The organism is Pedobacter segetis, from assembly GCF_016623585.1.
GTDB lineage: Bacteria > Bacteroidota > Bacteroidia > Sphingobacteriales > Sphingobacteriaceae > Pseudopedobacter > Pseudopedobacter segetis.
Window position 1 is genome coordinate 1 of record NZ_JAEHFY010000021.1, and the last position, 16229, is coordinate 16229.

The window sequence follows — 16229 nt, forward strand, 5'->3', positions numbered from 1 at the left end:
ATTATTTGATTTTCTGGTTCAGCTGATCTATTAAAAACCTTGAAACTTCGTTAAAATATCTTTTACGGTTAAAGCCCATAACCCATTGTATCCCTTTAGAGGCGTTGGTAATAAAAACCTCTTCTACTTCTTCTAAAATCTCTGGATTTATCTGTGCTTCAATCATTTGCAGGTCTTTTTCTTTTGCCAATTGCATCACAACTTGCCGCATAACGCCACCTATGCAACCTTCGCTTAAAGCCGGGGTATAAAGAATGCCCTTGTAAACCAAAAACAGGTTGGCACTTATGGCCTCGCACAAAAATCCGTTTTGGTTTAGGATAAAAGCTTCATCCAATCGCATTTGATCTTTAAAGATGCCCCCCATAACGTAAGGGAGCGCATTACAGGTTTTTAGATTTGAAATCTTATTGATAGGTTTTTGGATATCGTTATAAATATCCATGATCAAACCTTTTGGGTTTATCTCATAAAGTGGCGATTCTAAAGCAGTTACTTCTAAAGTATAGCCATGTTTATTTTGCGATGGCGCATACAAGCCGCCGCCATCTCTATAAACGTTTAACCTTAATCTTGCGTTTTGCCCAATTTTATTCCTTTTACAAAGCTCCTCGGCCTTATCTTTCAAAAAATAAGCATCCATGGTAGAAAAGCCTTCCAATTTTAAGGTTTTCATGCCGTTTTGAAGTCTATCCGCATGTAGATCGGCAAAATTTAGCCTGCCAAAAGACATCCTCATAGATTCAAATAAGCCATCGCCGTATTTAAACCCCCTATTGGCGATACCAAATATTTTATCATCCGCATCTAAAATCTCTCCGTTAAAATTGATGAAGTTTTTTGACATAAGATTGCAAATCTATTCCTTTCTATTTAATATTTATTGATTTTTGAGATATGCGCCCCATTTTTCTAAAACATCGTTAAAATCTTTTGGTAAATCTGTTTCAAAATTTACGTAATTTTTCTTTGTTGGGTGTATAAACCCTAATGTTTGGGCGTGTAAAGCCTGCCTGGGCATAATTTGGAAACAGTTCTCTACAAATTGTTTGTATTTGGCAAATAATGTCCCTTTTCTAATCTTATCTCCTCCGTAAGGTGCATCATTAAATAAGGGATGCCCAATATGTTTCATGTGGGCCCTAATTTGATGGGTCCTCCCTGTTTCTAATTCGCAAGAGATCAAGGTTACGTAATTAAACCTTTCTATTACCTTGTAATGGGTAACGCTCCATTTTCCTTTTTCCTCATCATCATAAACATCCATTACTTTTCTATCTTTTGCGCTACGCCCAATGTATCCGGTAATGGTTCCGTCTTCAGGTAGATCGCCCCAAACTAAGGCCAAATATTTTCTGGTGATGCTGTGATCATAAAATTGCTTTGCCAATTGGGTCATTGCCTTTTCGTTTTTACTGATGAGCAACAGGCCGGATGTATCTTTATCTATACGGTGCACCAGACCCGGCCTACCATCGTTACCGGGCAGTTGCGGTAATTGTTTAAAATGAAAAACCAGGGCGTTTACCAAGGTACCGTCCCAATTGCCGTACCCCGGATGAACCACCATGCCGGCCTCTTTGTTTACCAATAACAAATCATCATCTTCATAAATGATATTGATAGGGATATCTTGCGGGTAAACTTCGGTATCGCGAGGTGGATGGGGCAAAACTATGCTGATTTGATCTAAAGGCTTAATCCTATAACTTGCTTTTATGGTTTTGCCGTTTACCAAAACATTTTCTGCATCTATCGCATTCTGTATTTTGCTTCGCGAGGCATTTTCTAGGCGCAACATCAAAAATTTATCGATCCGCAAAAGCGATTGGCCTTTATCTACGGTTATGGCAAAGTGTTCAAAGAAATCGTTGTCCTCTTTATCCTGAAGCTCAAAATCATTATCCATTGCTGCAAAATTAAACCTTTTAAATTATTTTCTATCTACAAATAAACGGCGGTATCATTTTTGATATTGGTTACGTACCTATTAATATTGAATGTTAACCTTAAAGATTGCAACATGAGAGAATTTACAAGAAAATTTGTGTTTGTATTAAACTTTTTTCCATTTCTTATTAAAAAAATATATTTTCGGGATTGATTTTAATCTCTTATAAATGAAGTTTTTAAAGCCCCTACTAGCGTCAGTTGTTTTTGTTTCTTTCTTGTCTGCTTCTTACGCTCAACAAATTAACAACCTTATTAATAACGGCCCCAGCGATGCCACAAAGCTAGCTAGGGCTTATTTTATGCCCGCATTTAAAGGCTTTGGTTTTGGGATGAACAGTGCTTGGTACAATTCTGCAAAAGCAAAGAATCTGGGCAAGTTTGATATAAAAATACAAGGAACTGCAGCTTTAGTGCCCGCTCAAGATCAAACATTTGATATTTCTAAATTGGGTTTGTCTAATGCTGCGTCTGCAAAAGGCAATCCGGTTTCTCCAACCTTTTTGAGCGATAATAATAATGCCGCTTCTGTTTCATTAAAAGATGATAACAACAACGAGGTAGCAAGTATAGATTTACCAAAAGGCAGCGGTATTAAATTTGCCCCTTCCTCGCAATTGCAAGTTACGGTAGGTATTATAAAAAATACGGATGTTTCTGTACGATATACCCCCCAGATAGGGAAAGAAACCGGAAAGTTTGGTACCTTACAAGTTTTAGGCTTTGGTTTAAAACATGAAATCACAAAATATTTATTCCCTGGTAAATTAGATAAAATTATCCCTATTGATTTGGCTTTAGCTTTTGGCTATAACCAACTCACCTATAACTATAAATTACCAATTGCAGACCAACAAGATGATCAAAATACAGGAAGGGATTTGGGGCAAAAAGTAGATGTGAAGTTAAGTGGTTTTACTGTTGATGCCATTTTATCTAAAAAATTATCGGTTTTTACCCCTTTCGTTTCTGTTGGATACAATTCGTCTCAAACGCAATTAAAGGTTTTGGGCGATTTTATTGTGAACACAGGCATTAACAACGGGCTGCCCCCTACTCCAAGATATACCACTTTTACCGATCCCGTAAACATCAAACAGAACGACATTTCTGGTTTGAGGGCAAATATTGGGTTCTCTTTACATTTGGCGTTTTTTAGGTTGTACGGTTCTTATTCTATAGGGCAATACCAGGCCGTTTCTGGAGGGATTGGTTTTGGGATTGGAAAATAAACCCAATATATTTTAAGATAATTATATCCTAGGTTTGATGAAATCCTAGGATTTTTAATTTATGAGTAGATGATTGATTTAAAGTTTGTCAGTAGAGAAGAAGAAATCAACTATCCCCCAATTACCGATCATGTAAAACTTTTTATCAAAAGAGACGATACGATCCATCCGTTTATTTCTGGTAATAAATGGCGAAAACTAAAGTACAACCTTATTGATGCCAAAGAAAAACAAAAAACACACTTGGTAACTTTTGGAGGTGCTTTTTCTAATCATTTGCTGGCTACTGCGGCCGCGGGCGCAAAGTTCGGTCTTAAAACTACTGCTTTTGTGAGGGGAGAAAAAGTTAATAACCCCGTATTGGATTTATGCCAATTATTTGGGATGAATTTGATATTTATTACACGAAAAGATTATAAAGACAAACCACGGTTATTTAAAAGTTATTTTGATGAGGATAATGAATGTTTTCTTTTGGATGAAGGAGGATATGGATTAAATGCGGAGAAGGGCTGCCGAGAAATAATTACCGAATTGAAAAACGGTTACGATCATATTTTTTGTAGCGCAGGGACGGGTGCAACGGCGGCAGGTATAATCAATCAGGTTTTCATTTCTAAATTAAATACAAAAGTGAACATTGTACCCGCATTAAAAGGTGGCGAGTTTTTAAAGCCCGAAATTGATAATTTATTGATAGATAAAATTGATTATCAATTACATACCCACTGGCACTTTGGTGGATATGCCAAAACAAAACCTGAATTAATTAACTTCATCAAAGATTTCACTCAAAAAACCGGTATTTTAATTGATCCAGTTTACACCTCAAAAACACTTTATGCTATCAAAGATTTGGTTTCAAAAAATCATTTTAAAAAAGATGATAAAATATTAATGATACACACCGGCGGGTTATTCGGGATTTTAGGGATGATGGATAAGCTGGTTTAAAGAACCGAGAAAAAATAACCAAGAGCCAAGAGCCAAGAAACAAGAGCCAAGATTAAAGGGCAAAGAAAAGATGCTATGGTAACCCAAGCATACGCAAAGCAAATCCTAATCAACCAATGGCCTATGAATTAACCCAACCTCTGCCTAACTGCTTCGTACAAAATTACACCAGCAGATACCGAAACATTTAAAGATTCAATAGTGCCAACCATTGGTATTTTTGTGAGATGATCGGCGTTTCTCATCAATTCAAAAGAAATACCTTCATCTTCTGCCCCCATAATGATTGCCGTTGGTAAGGTAAAATCTGGTTTATAAATAAAATCCTCTGTTTTCTCGGTACAGGCCACAATTTGGATACCGCTATCCTTTAAAAACCTTAAAACCATTAAAAGGTTATCATGCCTACAAACCGGTATTTTATGCAAAGCACCAGCAGAGGTTTTTATGGCATCGGGGTTAATTTGTGCCGAACCTTTTTTGGGGACAACAATTGCATGGGCACCGCAACATTCGGCAGTACGGGCAATTGCCCCAAAATTACGCACATCCGTTACGCCATCCAGCATCAAAATCAATGGTACTTCTCCTTTTTCAAAGATCTGTGGCACCAAATCTTCAATTTTTTGGTAAGTGATAGGAGAAATAAATGCAATAACGCCTTGGTGGTTTTTGGTGGTAATCCTGTTTAATTTTTCAATGGGCACTTGTTGCGACGGAATATCAAACTGACGCAACAAAGTTTTAAGCTCAGAAATCAAGCCTCCACTTAAGCCCTTTTGCAAAAACAAAGACTCTATATCTTTACCAGAACCAATGGCTTCTATTACCGCCCTAATGCCAAAAACCATTTGGTTAACTTCTTTTTGCTCTCTTTGAAATCTTTTTTCCATACGCTGCGAAATTAAACAAAAACAGATAACCCTATTAATAAAACACTTATAAAAAAACAAATACTAAATGTTTGTTAACAACCTGCCAATTTACCAACATCTGCTTTAAGCTGTTTTAAATAACAACTTATTTAAAAGGCTAACACTTTCTTAACAATTGTTGTTGATAATTAGCCTGATAACTTATTGCAATCGGCATAGTGTAACCAATACACAAAAAATGGTGTTAAAAACTACTTGATCTGGTGGCAAATTTTTATATATTTTTGTAATCATGAGTTTAGAACCAGAATCAAACAAAGCGACTTTTCCAAAAGAAAAAAGAGGTAGGCTTACCAATTTAGTTTCTGGCTTAGGTAAGCTCCCACCACAAGCCTTAGATTTAGAAGAGGCCGTTTTAGGTGCTTTAATGCTAGAAAAAGATGCACTTTCTGCCGTTATAGATATTTTAAAGCCCGATGTTTTTTATAAAGATGCGCATCAAAAAATATTTGAAGCCATACAACAATTATTTACCGCATCCTCTCCTGTTGATATTTTAACCGTTTCTGCACAATTAAGGCAACAAGGCGATCTAGAGATGATCGGCGGTGCTTTTTACATCACCGAATTAACAAACAGGGTTGCCTCTGCTGCCAATATAGAATACCACGCAAGGATAATTTCCCAAAAATTTATCCAGAGAGAACTGATAAGGATCTCTACAGACATCATCAACCAATCTTATGAGGATACCAGCGATGTTTTTGAACTGTTGGATTATGCAGAAAAAAACCTCTTTGATATTGCACAAAACAATTTAAGGAGAGATTCCCGCAAAATGGACGACATTGTTAAAGAATCTTTAAAAATGTTGGAATCTTTAAGGGGCAAAGATGATACCCTAACCGGCGTTCCATCGGGTTTTACCGCTTTGGATCGGGTTACAAACGGTTGGCAAAAATCTGACCTGATCATTATAGCTGCCCGCCCCGCAATGGGAAAAACAGCTTTCGTTTTAACCTGTGCAAGAAATGCAGCCGTACAATTTAATAAGCCCGTAGTGGTTTTTTCTTTAGAGATGTCTTCTGTGCAACTGACCAACCGTTTGATTTCTGGAGAGGCAGAAATTGAGCAAGAAAAAATCAGAAAAGGGCAACTAGAAGATTGGGAATGGCATAAAATGACCTCAAAAATTGGGGGTTTGAGTGAAGCCCCATTAATTATTGACGATACCCCGGCATTAAACGTATTTGAATTTAGGGCAAAATGTAGGAGGTTAAAAGCCCAATACGATATCCAGATGATCATCATCGATTATTTACAATTGATGCAAGGCAAAGCCGACGGAAAAGGCGGAGGCGGAAACCGTGAACAAGAAATATCTAGTATTTCTAGGGCGTTAAAACAAGTTGCCAAAGAATTGAACGTACCTGTAATTGCGCTTTCCCAGTTGAGCAGAGCGGTAGAAAACCGCCCAGGGGGATCTAAAAAACCAATGCTCTCCGATTTAAGGGAATCCGGAGCTATTGAGCAAGATGCCGATATGGTTTTGTTCCTTTACCGCCCAGAATATTACGGTTTAGATCAAGACGAGAATGGAAACCCAACGGCAGGTATTGGCGAGGTCATCATCGCAAAGCACAGAAATGGCGAAACAGGATCTGTTCCTTTGAGGTTTATCGGTAAATATGTGAAATTTGCCGATCTGGAAGACGGTTTTGGGGGTATCGGCACTTCAGAAAATGCCGCTTCTGATCCTTTTTCTAGTTTAGGGCCATCTTCTCAATTTGAGAGCATTACATTAAAACCCAAAAATTGGGATAATGAAGAAGAAGAACCGCCTTTTTAAAACTTTATCCATTATATAAATGCTGTTTCAGAATTTTAAAAGCTCTTATATTTGAGATAAATGTTCGCCAAGGCCCATCTCGTCATAAAAAAGCTAGTTTTAGGGATTATAACTGCATTTTATCCGCTTTTCAGAAAATTTATGCCCGCTCAAACCTTCAGATATGCAGTTTGTGGCGGGGGAAATGCAGTATTAAACTTTACCATATTCTCTATCACGGAAAATATCATACTAAAAAAACAGGTGGTGCACATCATCCCCAACGTTGCCATTAGCTCCCACATATTTTCTTTTCTGGTTGCATTCTCTATCACTTTTCCGATTGGTTTTTACCTCAATACCTACGTGGTTTTTGATGGTTCGTACCTGCAAAAAAGAATACAGCTTTTTAGGTATTTCACCATCGTAATTGTATGCTTCCTATTAAATTACCTGTTTATGAAGCTTTTTGTGGATCGTTTTGGCTGGTATCCAACACCTTCTTACATCTTAACTTTTTTTGTTGTTACGCTATTCAGCTATTTTTCCCAAAGAAACTTCACTTTTAAAAAAAAATTGGGTTAACCTTTTCTCAAGGGTTTTAATAAATCTTCTAAACCGTTTAGTTTAATCTCATAAATAGTGGCTAATTGCTGCCCCAATTTACCCGGCGGCCAACCTTTACCGGCAAACCATTCGAGATAAGAGATAGGTAAATCACAAAGTAACCTGCCTTTATATTTTCCAAAATACATTCTTTCTTTTACCAGGTCTAGCAGAATCTGCGTATCCATAAATGCCAGTTATTATTCTATGATTTAATCATATTTAAAGGCCATAAATTATCGATTTTATTTTAGAAAAACCAAAGTAATCCCATTTAACAAAAACCCGTCTGGCTTTACGCTATACTCCGCTTTCCCTCCTACCGTCGGCAAATGCGTGGTGCCGCTTCAATCCAGTTTAGGAACGCGGTTCAAACCAATTAAATTGAAAATATAATGTGGCAACCATATTTCTTTTAATCTTATCATTGGCATGATCTTATAATAAAACCTGTTAAAATTTGTTAATTAAACTATCAAATAAAAGAATAAGCATAGTTTAGTATTTTGCTATTCATAAAATATTGACTTGTATTATTTATTAACCTATCTTTGCCCGATGTTTAAAAACAAGAGCTTAACAATCTTAGGCTTTATCTTATTTATTGCTATTGCTTTCACGGGTTGTAAAAGCAAATTCGAGAAATTACGTACCAGTACAGATACAGGTAGAAAATATCAAGAAGCCATCAAACTTTATAACAATAAAGATTATGCAAAAGCTTTGATCTTGTTTGATGATCTGGTGCAACGCTATCGTGGAAGGGCAGAATCTGAGGATCTGTACTACTATTATGCCTATACAAATTATAAATTAAAAGATTATCTCTCTGCCCGTTATCATTTTAAAACCTTTGCAGATACCTATCCTAGCAGCCCAAAAGCAGAAGAATGTAGGTTTTTAGCTGCTTACTGTTATTATTTAGATTCTCCAAATTATTCTTTGGATCAAGATAATACCTATAAGGCAATTGAATCTCTGCAGCTTTTCATCAACCTTTACCCTAAGAGCGATAGAGTTGCAGAAGCAAGCAAATTAATTTTAGATCTAAGGGATAAGCTAGAGCGTAAGTCTTATGAAAACGCAAAGTTGTTTTTGGATATAGGGGATTACCAATCAGCCGTAATTGCTTTCAAAAATTCGATAATAGATTTTCCGGATACTAAGTATGCAGAAGAGATGGAATTTTTAACCATTAAATCCCAATATCTTTATGCTAAAAACAGTTTAGAGACCAAGCAGGAAGAAAGGTATCAAGAAGCTATTGAAGATTATAACGCTTTTGCAGAAAAATACCCAAAAAGCGTTTACTTAAAAGAAGCATCAGACATAAAAGACGATGCTTTGAAAGGAATAGAAGAAACAAAAAAAATATTAGAATTATATTCGGGAATTAAAACTGAAAAAAAAGATGAGCAACAATAACGAAATAGCAAAGCCTACAGTTTCTAGCACTACAATTACTAGAGATTTACGCACTTTAGATACAACAACAGACAATATCTATGAGTCTTTAGTGATCATCAGCAAAAGGGCAAATCAAATTGCTGCCAACATGAAAGAAGAATTGCATGGTAAATTGGCAGAATTTGCAAGTTCTAATGATAACCTAGAGGAAATTTTTGAAAACAGAGAACAAATTGAAATCTCAAAGCATTACGAAAGAATGCCCAAGCCTTCTTTAGTGGCAATTGATGAATTTGTACACGGAAAAGTTTATCACAGAAATCCGGCTAAAGAACAAAAGTAATTGTTTTATATTTGAGCATGGCTAATGTGCTTAAAGATAAAAATATTCTTCTTGGGGTTTGCGGCAGTATTGCAAGTTACAAAGCAGCAGAAATTGTTAGGTTATTTGTAAAAGCTGGCGCAAACGCTAAAGTGGTAATGACAAAAGATGCTACCTCTTTTATTACGCCACTTACACTTTCTACCCTTTCAAAAAATCAAGTTTTCAGTAATTATTCTAACCCCGAGACCGGAGAATGGAATAATCATGTAGAATTGGCACTTTGGGCAGATTTTATTTTAATTGCCCCTGCCACCGCAAATACCATAGCTAAATTTGCCAATGGTTTATGTGATAATTTGCTCTCTGCAATCTATCTATCGGCAAAATGCCCCATCTACGTTGCGCCTGCCATGGATCTAGATATGTGGAAACATCCAACTACTAAAAAGAACATCGAAAGGTTAATGTCTTTTGGCAATATCATCATCAACCCTAATTCTGGAGAATTAGCCAGTGGTTTAAATGGCAAAGGCAGATTGGCCGAACCTCAAGAAATTTATGATTTCATTATTGCCAAACTCGATCAAAATCTACCTTTAAAAGGCAAAAAAGTATTGATAACCGCCGGCCCAACTTATGAAGCCATAGATCCAGTTAGGTTTATAGGCAACCATTCTTCGGGCAAAATGGGCTATGCCCTGGCAGAAGAATCATTAAAAAACGGGGCAGAAGTCATTTTAATAAGTGGCCCAACCAATCTATTGTCAAACGCATCCATCAAAAAAATTGATGTTACTTCTGCAAAACAAATGTTAGATGCCTGTTTAACATACTTTGATGAGGTTGATATCTGTGTGATGAGCGCTGCGGTTGCAGATTATGCACCATCAATTGTGGAAGAGCAAAAAATAAAGAAGCAAACAGAATCTTTTACTATCGATTTAACCAAAACTAAAGACATTCTTTATACATTAGGCCAGAAAAAAAAGAAACAAATATTAGTTGGTTTTGCTTTAGAAACACAAAACGAAGAAAAAAACGCCCTTGATAAACTGCAAAGAAAAAACCTTGATTTTATTGTTCTAAACTCTTTGAATGATAAAGGCGCAGGCTTTAAACATGATACCAATAAGATTACCATCTTAGATAAAAATCATCAAAAAACCACGTTTGATCTAAAGACAAAAAAAGAAATTGCAAAAGATATTTGCGCAAAAATAATATCCATCTTATGATAAAAAAGCTTTTTGTAATTTTACTGATTTGCTTGGCTATAAAATCTAGTGCCCAAGATCTTAATGCAAGGGTCCAGATTTTATCCCCACAGATACAAAACACCAACAATAAACCCATTGAGGCCCTGCAACAAGCCATGACAGAGTTTTTAAACAATAGAAAGTGGAGCGTAAATGAATTAAAACCTCAAGAACGTATAGATTGCACCATAGTTTTTAACCTAAAAGAATGGGATGGATCTAGTAATTACAAAGGTGAGGCACAAATTATAAGCAGCAGGCCAGTTTACGGCACTTCGTACAACACCACCTTGTTAAGCGTGAGCGATAAAAACTTTGAGTTTAGCTATACAGAAGGCCAGTCTTTAGATTTTTCCGATCAAAATTTCCAGAGTAATTTAAGCTCTATTTTGGCATTTTATGCTTATGTAATTGTTGGCTTAGATGCCGATAGTTTTTCTAAATTGGGCGGTACAGATTATTATGCGAAAGCACAAACAGTACTCAATAATGCCCAAAATGCCCCCTTTGGAGGTTGGAAAGCATTTGAAAATCTAAGAAACCGCTATTGGATAATAGAAAACCTGCAGAACAAAACCTTTTTATCGCTAAGGGAAGTTCTTTATACTTACCACAGGTTGGGGTTAGATTTGATGAGCGATGACCTAAATAAAGGCAGAAAAAACATTGCCGCATCACTAGCCCAGCTTACAGAGCTTGACAAACAAAAACAAGGTTCTATTTTAAACAACATATTTTTTTCTGCCAAAGCAGATGAAATCATCGATATATTTAAAAATTCTGATCCATTAGAAAGAACGAAGGTTTATAACATAATGGTAGAGGTAGATCCAGCAAATTCTTCTAAATATGAAGAATTGAAAAACGGCAAATAATTACCAAATTTCTAAAAACACATGCTCAGCAGATTACTCATAAAAAATTATGCTTTAATAGATAACCTAGATATTAGTTTCGGCAATGATCTTAACGTGATCACGGGAGAAACCGGAGCAGGAAAATCAATTGTTTTGGGTGCTTTAGGTTTAATTTTGGGACAAAGGGCAGAAGGGAAATATTTCTTTAACCAACAAAAGAAATGTATAGTAGAAGGTTTTTTTTCGATAGCAGAATATCAATTGAAAAATTTCTTTACGGATAATGATCTGGATTATGAGGATGAAACCGTTTTAAGGAGAGAAATAGCCTTGGATGGAAAATCGAGGGCATTTATTAATGATACACCTGTTACGCTGGCTATTTTAAAAAATTTAGGTCAGCAATTGATAGATGTGCATTCGCAACACGCCACTTTAGAGATCAACAATTCAGATTTTCAGCTCTTGGTAGTAGATGTAGTTGCAGCGCACCAAGATCTATTAGCAGAATATAAGGCCCTGTTCCAATCTTTCAAAAAAAACCAGCATGAGCTTAAAGCTTTAAAAGAAGAAAACGAACAGGCAAAAGCAGATCAAGATTACTTCCAATTTCTATTTGATGAACTGGATTTTGCAGCTATCAACAAGGGCGAACAAGAAGAGCTAGAAAATGAATTGAACAGCCTAACGCATGCGGAAGAAATTAAGACAAATTTGTTGGGCGCACATTATTTGATACAAAACGGTGAAGATGCCGCGTTGCCAAAACTGAGAGAAGCGTTAAGCTATATTCAAAGCCTAGAGAAATATCAACCCCATATTATGGCTTTCGCCGATAGATTAAAAAGCACCATAATTGAGATCAAGGACATAAACGATGAGCTTGAAAATTTAGAGCAGGCAACTTCTTTTAATGAAAACCGAGCGGAAGAGATCAACGAAAGGTTAAGTTTGTTTTATTCCCTTCAAAAGAAACATCGTTTAAACAATAACGAAGAGCTAATTGCATTTAAAAATGAGCTTTCAGAAAAACTGAATAAAATTCTTTTTGCAGATGAAGGATTAGAAAACTTGGAAAAAGATATAGCAAAAACAGAGAAAGATTTACAACAAAAAGCAGCTACGATCAGCTCGAACAGAAAAAAAGTTATTCCACAAATTGAGCAGCATATTTTAGAAACGCTTGCCGAAGTTGGCATGAATAATTCCCAAATAAAAATAGAGCAAAAGATAACCGATGTTTTGGATAAAGATGGTTTAGACCAAATCAGGTTTTTATTTAATGCCAATAAAGGCCATCAATTAAACGAGTTGAATAAAGTAGCATCGGGCGGGGAATTATCTCGTTTGATGCTGAGCATCAAATCTTTGATTGCTAAAAAGACCGCTTTGCCAACCATTATTTTTGATGAGATAGATACCGGGGTTTCTGGCGAGATTGCAAACAGGGTTGGTTTGATCATGGAAGAACTGGCAAAAAATATGCAGGTAATTACCATTACTCATTTACCTCAAATGGCGAGCAAAGGAAAAGCCCATTATTTTGTATATAAAGCCACAAAAGATAACTTTACCTACACCCAAATAAAACGTTTGAATGACGAAGAGCGAGTTTTAGAGATTGCCAAAATGTTGAGCGGAGAAAACCCAAAAGAATCAGCTTTGCAAAATGCCAGGGAATTATTGTATAATTAAATAAGCGGTTTGCTTATATTTGTATTAACGATATTTAAAATTATGACTACTTTAACCATACAGATTGATGACCAAGAAAAAGATTCCTTAAAAAAAGTTTTAAGAAAGATGAATGTCGAAATTTTAAATGAAACAAATCTTATACCTAATAAAATTACTCAAAAAACTATTGAACAAGCTAGAAAGGGTAAAGGCTTAGGAAAAGTTATTACCGACATTGACGAATTTATGGATTCTATTTGATGGATAAACTTATACCCACCAATCAATTTAAAAAAGATTTAAAAAAAGTAAAGAAACAAAATCCCTCTAAATTTTATTGATAACTAAATTTTTAAAAAACCTAACAATTGATGGTGTTTTGGGAATTGATAAAAGATTTAAAGCTCATAAATTATCAGGAAATTATAAAGATAATTGGGAGGCACATATTAAGCCAGATTTGTTAATTATTTGGCTCGAAATAAAAGATAACAATGAAATAAATTTGATTAGAACTGGCTCACATTCTGAATTATTTTAAATTAATATTCAATATTTAAGAAATTTTAATATTCGATATAAATATATTAGCGTAAAAAAGCATCTTGATACTGAAATCTTGATACTTGAATAAAAACACAAACATGGCATACAACTTACTAAAAGGAAAAAGAGGAATTATTACCGGCGCATTAGATGCCAATTCAATAGCTTGGAAAGTAGCAGAAAAAGCACATGAAGAAGGTGCAACTTTTGTTTTGACCAACGCCCCTATCGCCATGCGAATGGGAGAGATAAATACTTTGGCAGAAAAAACAAATTCCCAAATTATACCCGCTGATGCAACCAACGTTGAGGATCTAACCAAACTTTTTACAGAAGCCCAAGAAGTTTTAGGTGGGAAGATTGATTTTGTGCTACACTCTATAGGTATGAGCGTAAACATCAGAAAGAAAATCCCTTATACAGAATCTAATTACGATTATTTTGCAAAGGGAATTGATGTTTCTGCCATGTCGCTACATAAAATGCTTGCGGTAGCCAAAAAATTAGATGCCATTAATGAAGGTGGGAGCGTAGTTGCCTTAACTTATATGGCAGCACAACGTACCTATCCTTTTTATACGGATATGGCTGATATTAAAGCGATGTTAGAGTCTATAGCCCGAAGTTTTGGTTACCATTATGGGGTGGACAAAAAAGTGCGTATTAACACAGTTTCCCAATCGCCAACCCGCACAACGGCAGGTTCTGGAATTAAAGGTTTTGATAATTTTTATGATTTTGCCGACAAAATATCGCCTTTAGGGAATGCCGATGCCGCTTCTTGTGCCGATTATTGTATCACTTTATTCTCTGATTTAACCCGTATGGTTACCATGCAAAATCTTTTCCATGATGGAGGTTATTCTTCTACCGGTGTTAGCATGGATGTAATGGATAAAATTGGTGGAGGAGAATAGTTACTCTTTCTAGATATTTATTACGATCCGATGATTTAAACGTCATCGGATTTTTTTGTCATCATTTTTGCTGTTAAAATTTATATCAATCTTTAACGTTTTGATTTTTAAACAATTATTAGATTATGAAAAACTTAAAAACCTTATCTTATTTGATACTGATTTGTTTATCCATTACCATTTTTTCTGCTTGTGCCAGCAAAAAAGAACAACAAAAAAGAATGGGTTTAATTGATAGTTTAATAAAAAACAATGATTTTAAATTTGAAGCGCAACAGGCAAATCCATTAAGGGCAGGTTTGGTTTCTCCTCAATTACAGCGTTTAAACGGATCTTATGATTTAAAGGTAAGTAAAGACAGCATCAATTGTTATTTACCTTATTTTGGGGTTGCCCAGCAAGCCCCTTATGGCTCTACAGATAATGGTATCCAATTTATAAGCACAAATTTTTCTTATGATAAAATTGCCGATAGTAAGGGTGGTTACATCATTACCATTTCTCCAAAAGATACCGATAAAGTTAGAACACTATACTTAACCATAAGCAAAAGCGGCAATGCTACCCTAAACGTAAATAGCAACAACCGAGATGCCATTAGTTTTACGGGAAATATTGAAAAAAGATAATTAACCTAAAGCATTCTTTAAATCTTCTATTAAATCATCTACATCCTCTACACCAACGCTCAACCGTAAAAGGTTATCAACAACCCCAACTTTTTCCCTTTCTTCTTTTGGGATAGAACCATGTGTCATAGATGCTGGATGATTGATCAGAGATTCTACACCACCTAAAGATTCTGCCAATGTCCATACTTTAAAAGAGCCAGAAACCCTAAAAGTTTCTGCTAGGTCGGCACCTTTTAAAACAATGGAAATCATCCCACCAAAGCCACGCATTTGTTTTTTAGCAATTTCATGGTTTGGATGATCTATAAATCCCGGCCAATATATTTTTTCTATTTTTGGGTGGGTCCTTAAAAAGGCAGCTATTTTCTCCCCATTTTCGCAATGGGCCTTCATTCTTAAATGAAGGGTTTTAATGCCCCTTAAAACCAGAAAAGAATCTTGAGGGCCTGGCGTTGCACCGCAAGCGTTATAAATGAACCAAAGTTTCTTATAAAGTTCTTCGTTATTGGTCAATAATGCTCCCATTACCACATCAGAATGGCCACCAATATATTTGGTTACAGAGTGCATCACAATATCGGCCCCCAGATCTATCGGGTTTTGAAGGTAAGGCGAAGCAAAAGTATTATCTACAACTAAAGTTAAACCATGTTCTTTAGAAATATGGGAAACAGCTTCAATATCAACAATTTGCATCATTGGGTTTGTTGGTGTTTCTACCCAAATCAGTTTTGTGTTTTCATTGATGTAAGATGTAACATTATCGGCATCGGTTAAATCTATAAAATGGAATTTGATACCATAATTAGCGAAAACCTTTGTAAAAATACGATAGGAGCCGCCATATAAATCGTTACCTGTAATTACTTCATCTCCCGGCTTTAAAGTTTTCATCACGGCATCCGTGGCACCCATTCCGCTAGAAAAAGCCAAACCATATTTACAATTTTCTAATGCTGCCAAACAATCTTCTAATGCCTTGCGGGTTGGGTTTGTACCTCTTGAGTATTCATACCCTTTATTATCGCCCGGGGATTTTTGCCAGTAGGTTGAAGTTTGATAGATTGGTGTCATAACCGCTCCTGTAGTTGGATCTGGTTGTTGGCCAGCATGTATTGCTTTAGTAGCAAATTTCATCGGCTTATCCAAAGAGGAATGATTACTTGT

General features: G+C 35.8%; 18 protein-coding genes. 13 read left to right on the forward strand and 5 right to left on the reverse strand.

Features of this window, described 5'->3' with window-relative positions:
* Position 1 precedes the first annotated feature (1 nt).
* The gene (locus I5M32_RS13775) at positions 2–847 is read right to left on the reverse strand and encodes an aminotransferase class IV (RefSeq protein ID WP_200587361.1); all 846 of its coding nucleotides are present in this window, start codon (positions 845–847) and stop codon (positions 2–4) included.
* Between the two features lie 33 nt (positions 848–880).
* Positions 881–1909 carry an RluA family pseudouridine synthase gene (locus I5M32_RS13780; RefSeq protein ID WP_200587363.1) on the reverse strand — a complete coding sequence of 343 codons (1029 nt, stop codon included), beginning with the start codon at positions 1907–1909 and terminating at the stop codon, positions 881–883.
* A 211-nt stretch (positions 1910–2120) separates the two neighbouring features.
* On the opposite strand from I5M32_RS13780, the gene I5M32_RS13785 reads away from it, so the two are divergent.
* Both I5M32_RS13785 and I5M32_RS13790 read left to right on the forward strand, forming a co-directional pair.
* On the forward strand, positions 2121–3182 hold the full coding sequence (locus I5M32_RS13785) for a DUF6588 family protein (RefSeq protein WP_200587365.1): 1062 nt from the start codon (positions 2121–2123) through the stop codon (positions 3180–3182).
* Positions 3183–3251: 69 nt separating this feature from the next.
* Complete coding sequence (locus I5M32_RS13790) at positions 3252–4136, forward strand: 1-aminocyclopropane-1-carboxylate deaminase/D-cysteine desulfhydrase (RefSeq protein WP_200587367.1); 885 nt, start codon at positions 3252–3254, stop codon at positions 4134–4136.
* Positions 4137–4264: 128 nt separating this feature from the next.
* Here I5M32_RS13790 and rlmB read toward each other — a convergent pair whose 3' ends face one another.
* Positions 4265–5029: a 23S rRNA (guanosine(2251)-2'-O)-methyltransferase RlmB gene (gene rlmB, locus I5M32_RS13795; RefSeq protein WP_234461962.1), complete on the reverse strand. Its 765-nt coding sequence runs from the start codon at positions 5027–5029 to the stop codon at positions 4265–4267.
* Between the two features lie 274 nt (positions 5030–5303).
* On the opposite strand from rlmB, the gene dnaB reads away from it, so the two are divergent.
* Both dnaB and I5M32_RS13805 read left to right on the forward strand, forming a co-directional pair.
* On the forward strand, positions 5304–6860 hold the full coding sequence (dnaB, locus tag I5M32_RS13800) for a replicative DNA helicase (protein ID WP_200587369.1): 1557 nt from the start codon (positions 5304–5306) through the stop codon (positions 6858–6860).
* 60 nt (positions 6861–6920) lie between these two features.
* The gene (locus I5M32_RS13805; RefSeq protein WP_200587371.1) at positions 6921–7424 is read left to right on the forward strand and encodes a GtrA family protein; all 504 of its coding nucleotides are present in this window, start codon (positions 6921–6923) and stop codon (positions 7422–7424) included.
* Here I5M32_RS13805 and I5M32_RS13810 read toward each other — a convergent pair.
* Complete coding sequence (locus I5M32_RS13810) at positions 7421–7633, reverse strand: DUF3820 family protein (RefSeq protein ID WP_200587373.1); 213 nt, start codon at positions 7631–7633, stop codon at positions 7421–7423. The two genes, I5M32_RS13805 and I5M32_RS13810, sit on opposite strands and share 4 nt — an antisense overlap.
* Before the next feature lie 370 nt (positions 7634–8003).
* Between I5M32_RS13810 and I5M32_RS13815 the strand changes: the two genes are divergently transcribed.
* The 9 genes from I5M32_RS13815 to I5M32_RS13855 all read left to right on the forward strand — a co-directional run bounded on the left by I5M32_RS13815 (position 8004) and on the right by I5M32_RS13855 (position 15059).
* The gene (locus tag I5M32_RS13815) at positions 8004–8870 is read left to right on the forward strand and encodes an outer membrane protein assembly factor BamD (protein WP_200587375.1); all 867 of its coding nucleotides are present in this window, start codon (positions 8004–8006) and stop codon (positions 8868–8870) included.
* Positions 8857–9195 carry a DNA-directed RNA polymerase subunit omega gene (locus I5M32_RS13820; RefSeq protein ID WP_200587377.1) on the forward strand — a complete coding sequence of 113 codons (339 nt, stop codon included), beginning with the start codon at positions 8857–8859 and terminating at the stop codon, positions 9193–9195. The genes I5M32_RS13815 and I5M32_RS13820 overlap by 14 nt, the downstream gene beginning before the upstream one ends.
* A 26-nt stretch (positions 9196–9221) precedes the next feature.
* Positions 9222–10412: a bifunctional phosphopantothenoylcysteine decarboxylase/phosphopantothenate--cysteine ligase CoaBC gene (gene coaBC / locus I5M32_RS13825; protein WP_200587455.1), complete on the forward strand. Its 1191-nt coding sequence runs from the start codon at positions 9222–9224 to the stop codon at positions 10410–10412.
* Entirely contained in the window at positions 10412–11308 is an 897-nt protein-coding gene (gene porD, locus I5M32_RS13830; RefSeq protein WP_449580859.1) for a type IX secretion system protein PorD, read from the forward strand. The genes coaBC and porD overlap by 1 nt, the downstream gene beginning before the upstream one ends.
* A 21-nt stretch (positions 11309–11329) precedes the next feature.
* A complete protein-coding gene (gene recN / locus I5M32_RS13835) occupies positions 11330–12985 on the forward strand; it encodes a DNA repair protein RecN (RefSeq protein WP_200587381.1) in 1656 nt (551 codons plus the stop codon).
* Positions 12986–13027: 42 nt separating this feature from the next.
* Positions 13028–13228: a hypothetical protein gene (locus I5M32_RS13840; RefSeq protein WP_200587383.1), complete on the forward strand. Its 201-nt coding sequence runs from the start codon at positions 13028–13030 to the stop codon at positions 13226–13228.
* A gap of 76 nt (positions 13229–13304) precedes the next feature.
* Positions 13305–13508: a type II toxin-antitoxin system RelE/ParE family toxin gene (locus tag I5M32_RS17030; protein ID WP_200587385.1), complete on the forward strand. Its 204-nt coding sequence runs from the start codon at positions 13305–13307 to the stop codon at positions 13506–13508.
* A 103-nt stretch (positions 13509–13611) separates the two neighbouring features.
* Entirely contained in the window at positions 13612–14430 is an 819-nt protein-coding gene (locus I5M32_RS13850; RefSeq protein WP_200587387.1) for an enoyl-ACP reductase FabI, read from the forward strand.
* Positions 14431–14555: 125 nt separating this feature from the next.
* The gene (locus tag I5M32_RS13855) at positions 14556–15059 is read left to right on the forward strand and encodes a DUF4251 domain-containing protein (RefSeq protein WP_200587389.1); all 504 of its coding nucleotides are present in this window, start codon (positions 14556–14558) and stop codon (positions 15057–15059) included.
* Here I5M32_RS13855 and I5M32_RS13860 read toward each other — a convergent pair whose 3' ends face one another.
* Complete coding sequence (locus I5M32_RS13860) at positions 15060–16199, reverse strand: cystathionine gamma-synthase (RefSeq protein WP_200587457.1); 1140 nt, start codon at positions 16197–16199, stop codon at positions 15060–15062.
* Positions 16200–16229 lie beyond the last annotated feature (30 nt).

Excerpts from the sequence above, each read along its gene's own strand:
- I5M32_RS13775 (WP_200587361.1), bottom strand. The coding sequence starts at position 847 with ATGTCAAAAAACTTCATCAATTTTAACGGAGAGATTTTAGATGCGGAT.
- I5M32_RS13780 (WP_200587363.1), bottom strand. The coding sequence starts at position 1,909 with ATGGATAATGATTTTGAGCTTCAGGATAAAGAGGACAACGATTTCTTT.
- I5M32_RS13785 (WP_200587365.1), top strand. The coding sequence starts at position 2,121 with ATGAAGTTTTTAAAGCCCCTACTAGCGTCAGTTGTTTTTGTTTCTTTC.
- I5M32_RS13790 (WP_200587367.1), top strand. The coding sequence starts at position 3,252 with ATGATTGATTTAAAGTTTGTCAGTAGAGAAGAAGAAATCAACTATCCC.
- rlmB (WP_234461962.1), bottom strand. The coding sequence starts at position 5,029 with ATGGAAAAAAGATTTCAAAGAGAGCAAAAAGAAGTTAACCAAATGGTT.
- dnaB (WP_200587369.1), top strand. The coding sequence starts at position 5,304 with ATGAGTTTAGAACCAGAATCAAACAAAGCGACTTTTCCAAAAGAAAAA.
- I5M32_RS13805 (WP_200587371.1), top strand. The coding sequence starts at position 6,921 with ATGTTCGCCAAGGCCCATCTCGTCATAAAAAAGCTAGTTTTAGGGATT.
- I5M32_RS13810 (WP_200587373.1), bottom strand. The coding sequence starts at position 7,633 with ATGGATACGCAGATTCTGCTAGACCTGGTAAAAGAAAGAATGTATTTT.
- I5M32_RS13815 (WP_200587375.1), top strand. The coding sequence starts at position 8,004 with ATGTTTAAAAACAAGAGCTTAACAATCTTAGGCTTTATCTTATTTATT.
- I5M32_RS13820 (WP_200587377.1), top strand. The coding sequence starts at position 8,857 with ATGAGCAACAATAACGAAATAGCAAAGCCTACAGTTTCTAGCACTACA.
- recN (WP_200587381.1), top strand. The coding sequence starts at position 11,330 with ATGCTCAGCAGATTACTCATAAAAAATTATGCTTTAATAGATAACCTA.
- I5M32_RS13840 (WP_200587383.1), top strand. The coding sequence starts at position 13,028 with ATGACTACTTTAACCATACAGATTGATGACCAAGAAAAAGATTCCTTA.
- I5M32_RS13850 (WP_200587387.1), top strand. The coding sequence starts at position 13,612 with ATGGCATACAACTTACTAAAAGGAAAAAGAGGAATTATTACCGGCGCA.
- I5M32_RS13855 (WP_200587389.1), top strand. The coding sequence starts at position 14,556 with ATGAAAAACTTAAAAACCTTATCTTATTTGATACTGATTTGTTTATCC.
- I5M32_RS13860 (WP_200587457.1), bottom strand. The coding sequence starts at position 16,199 with ATGAAATTTGCTACTAAAGCAATACATGCTGGCCAACAACCAGATCCA.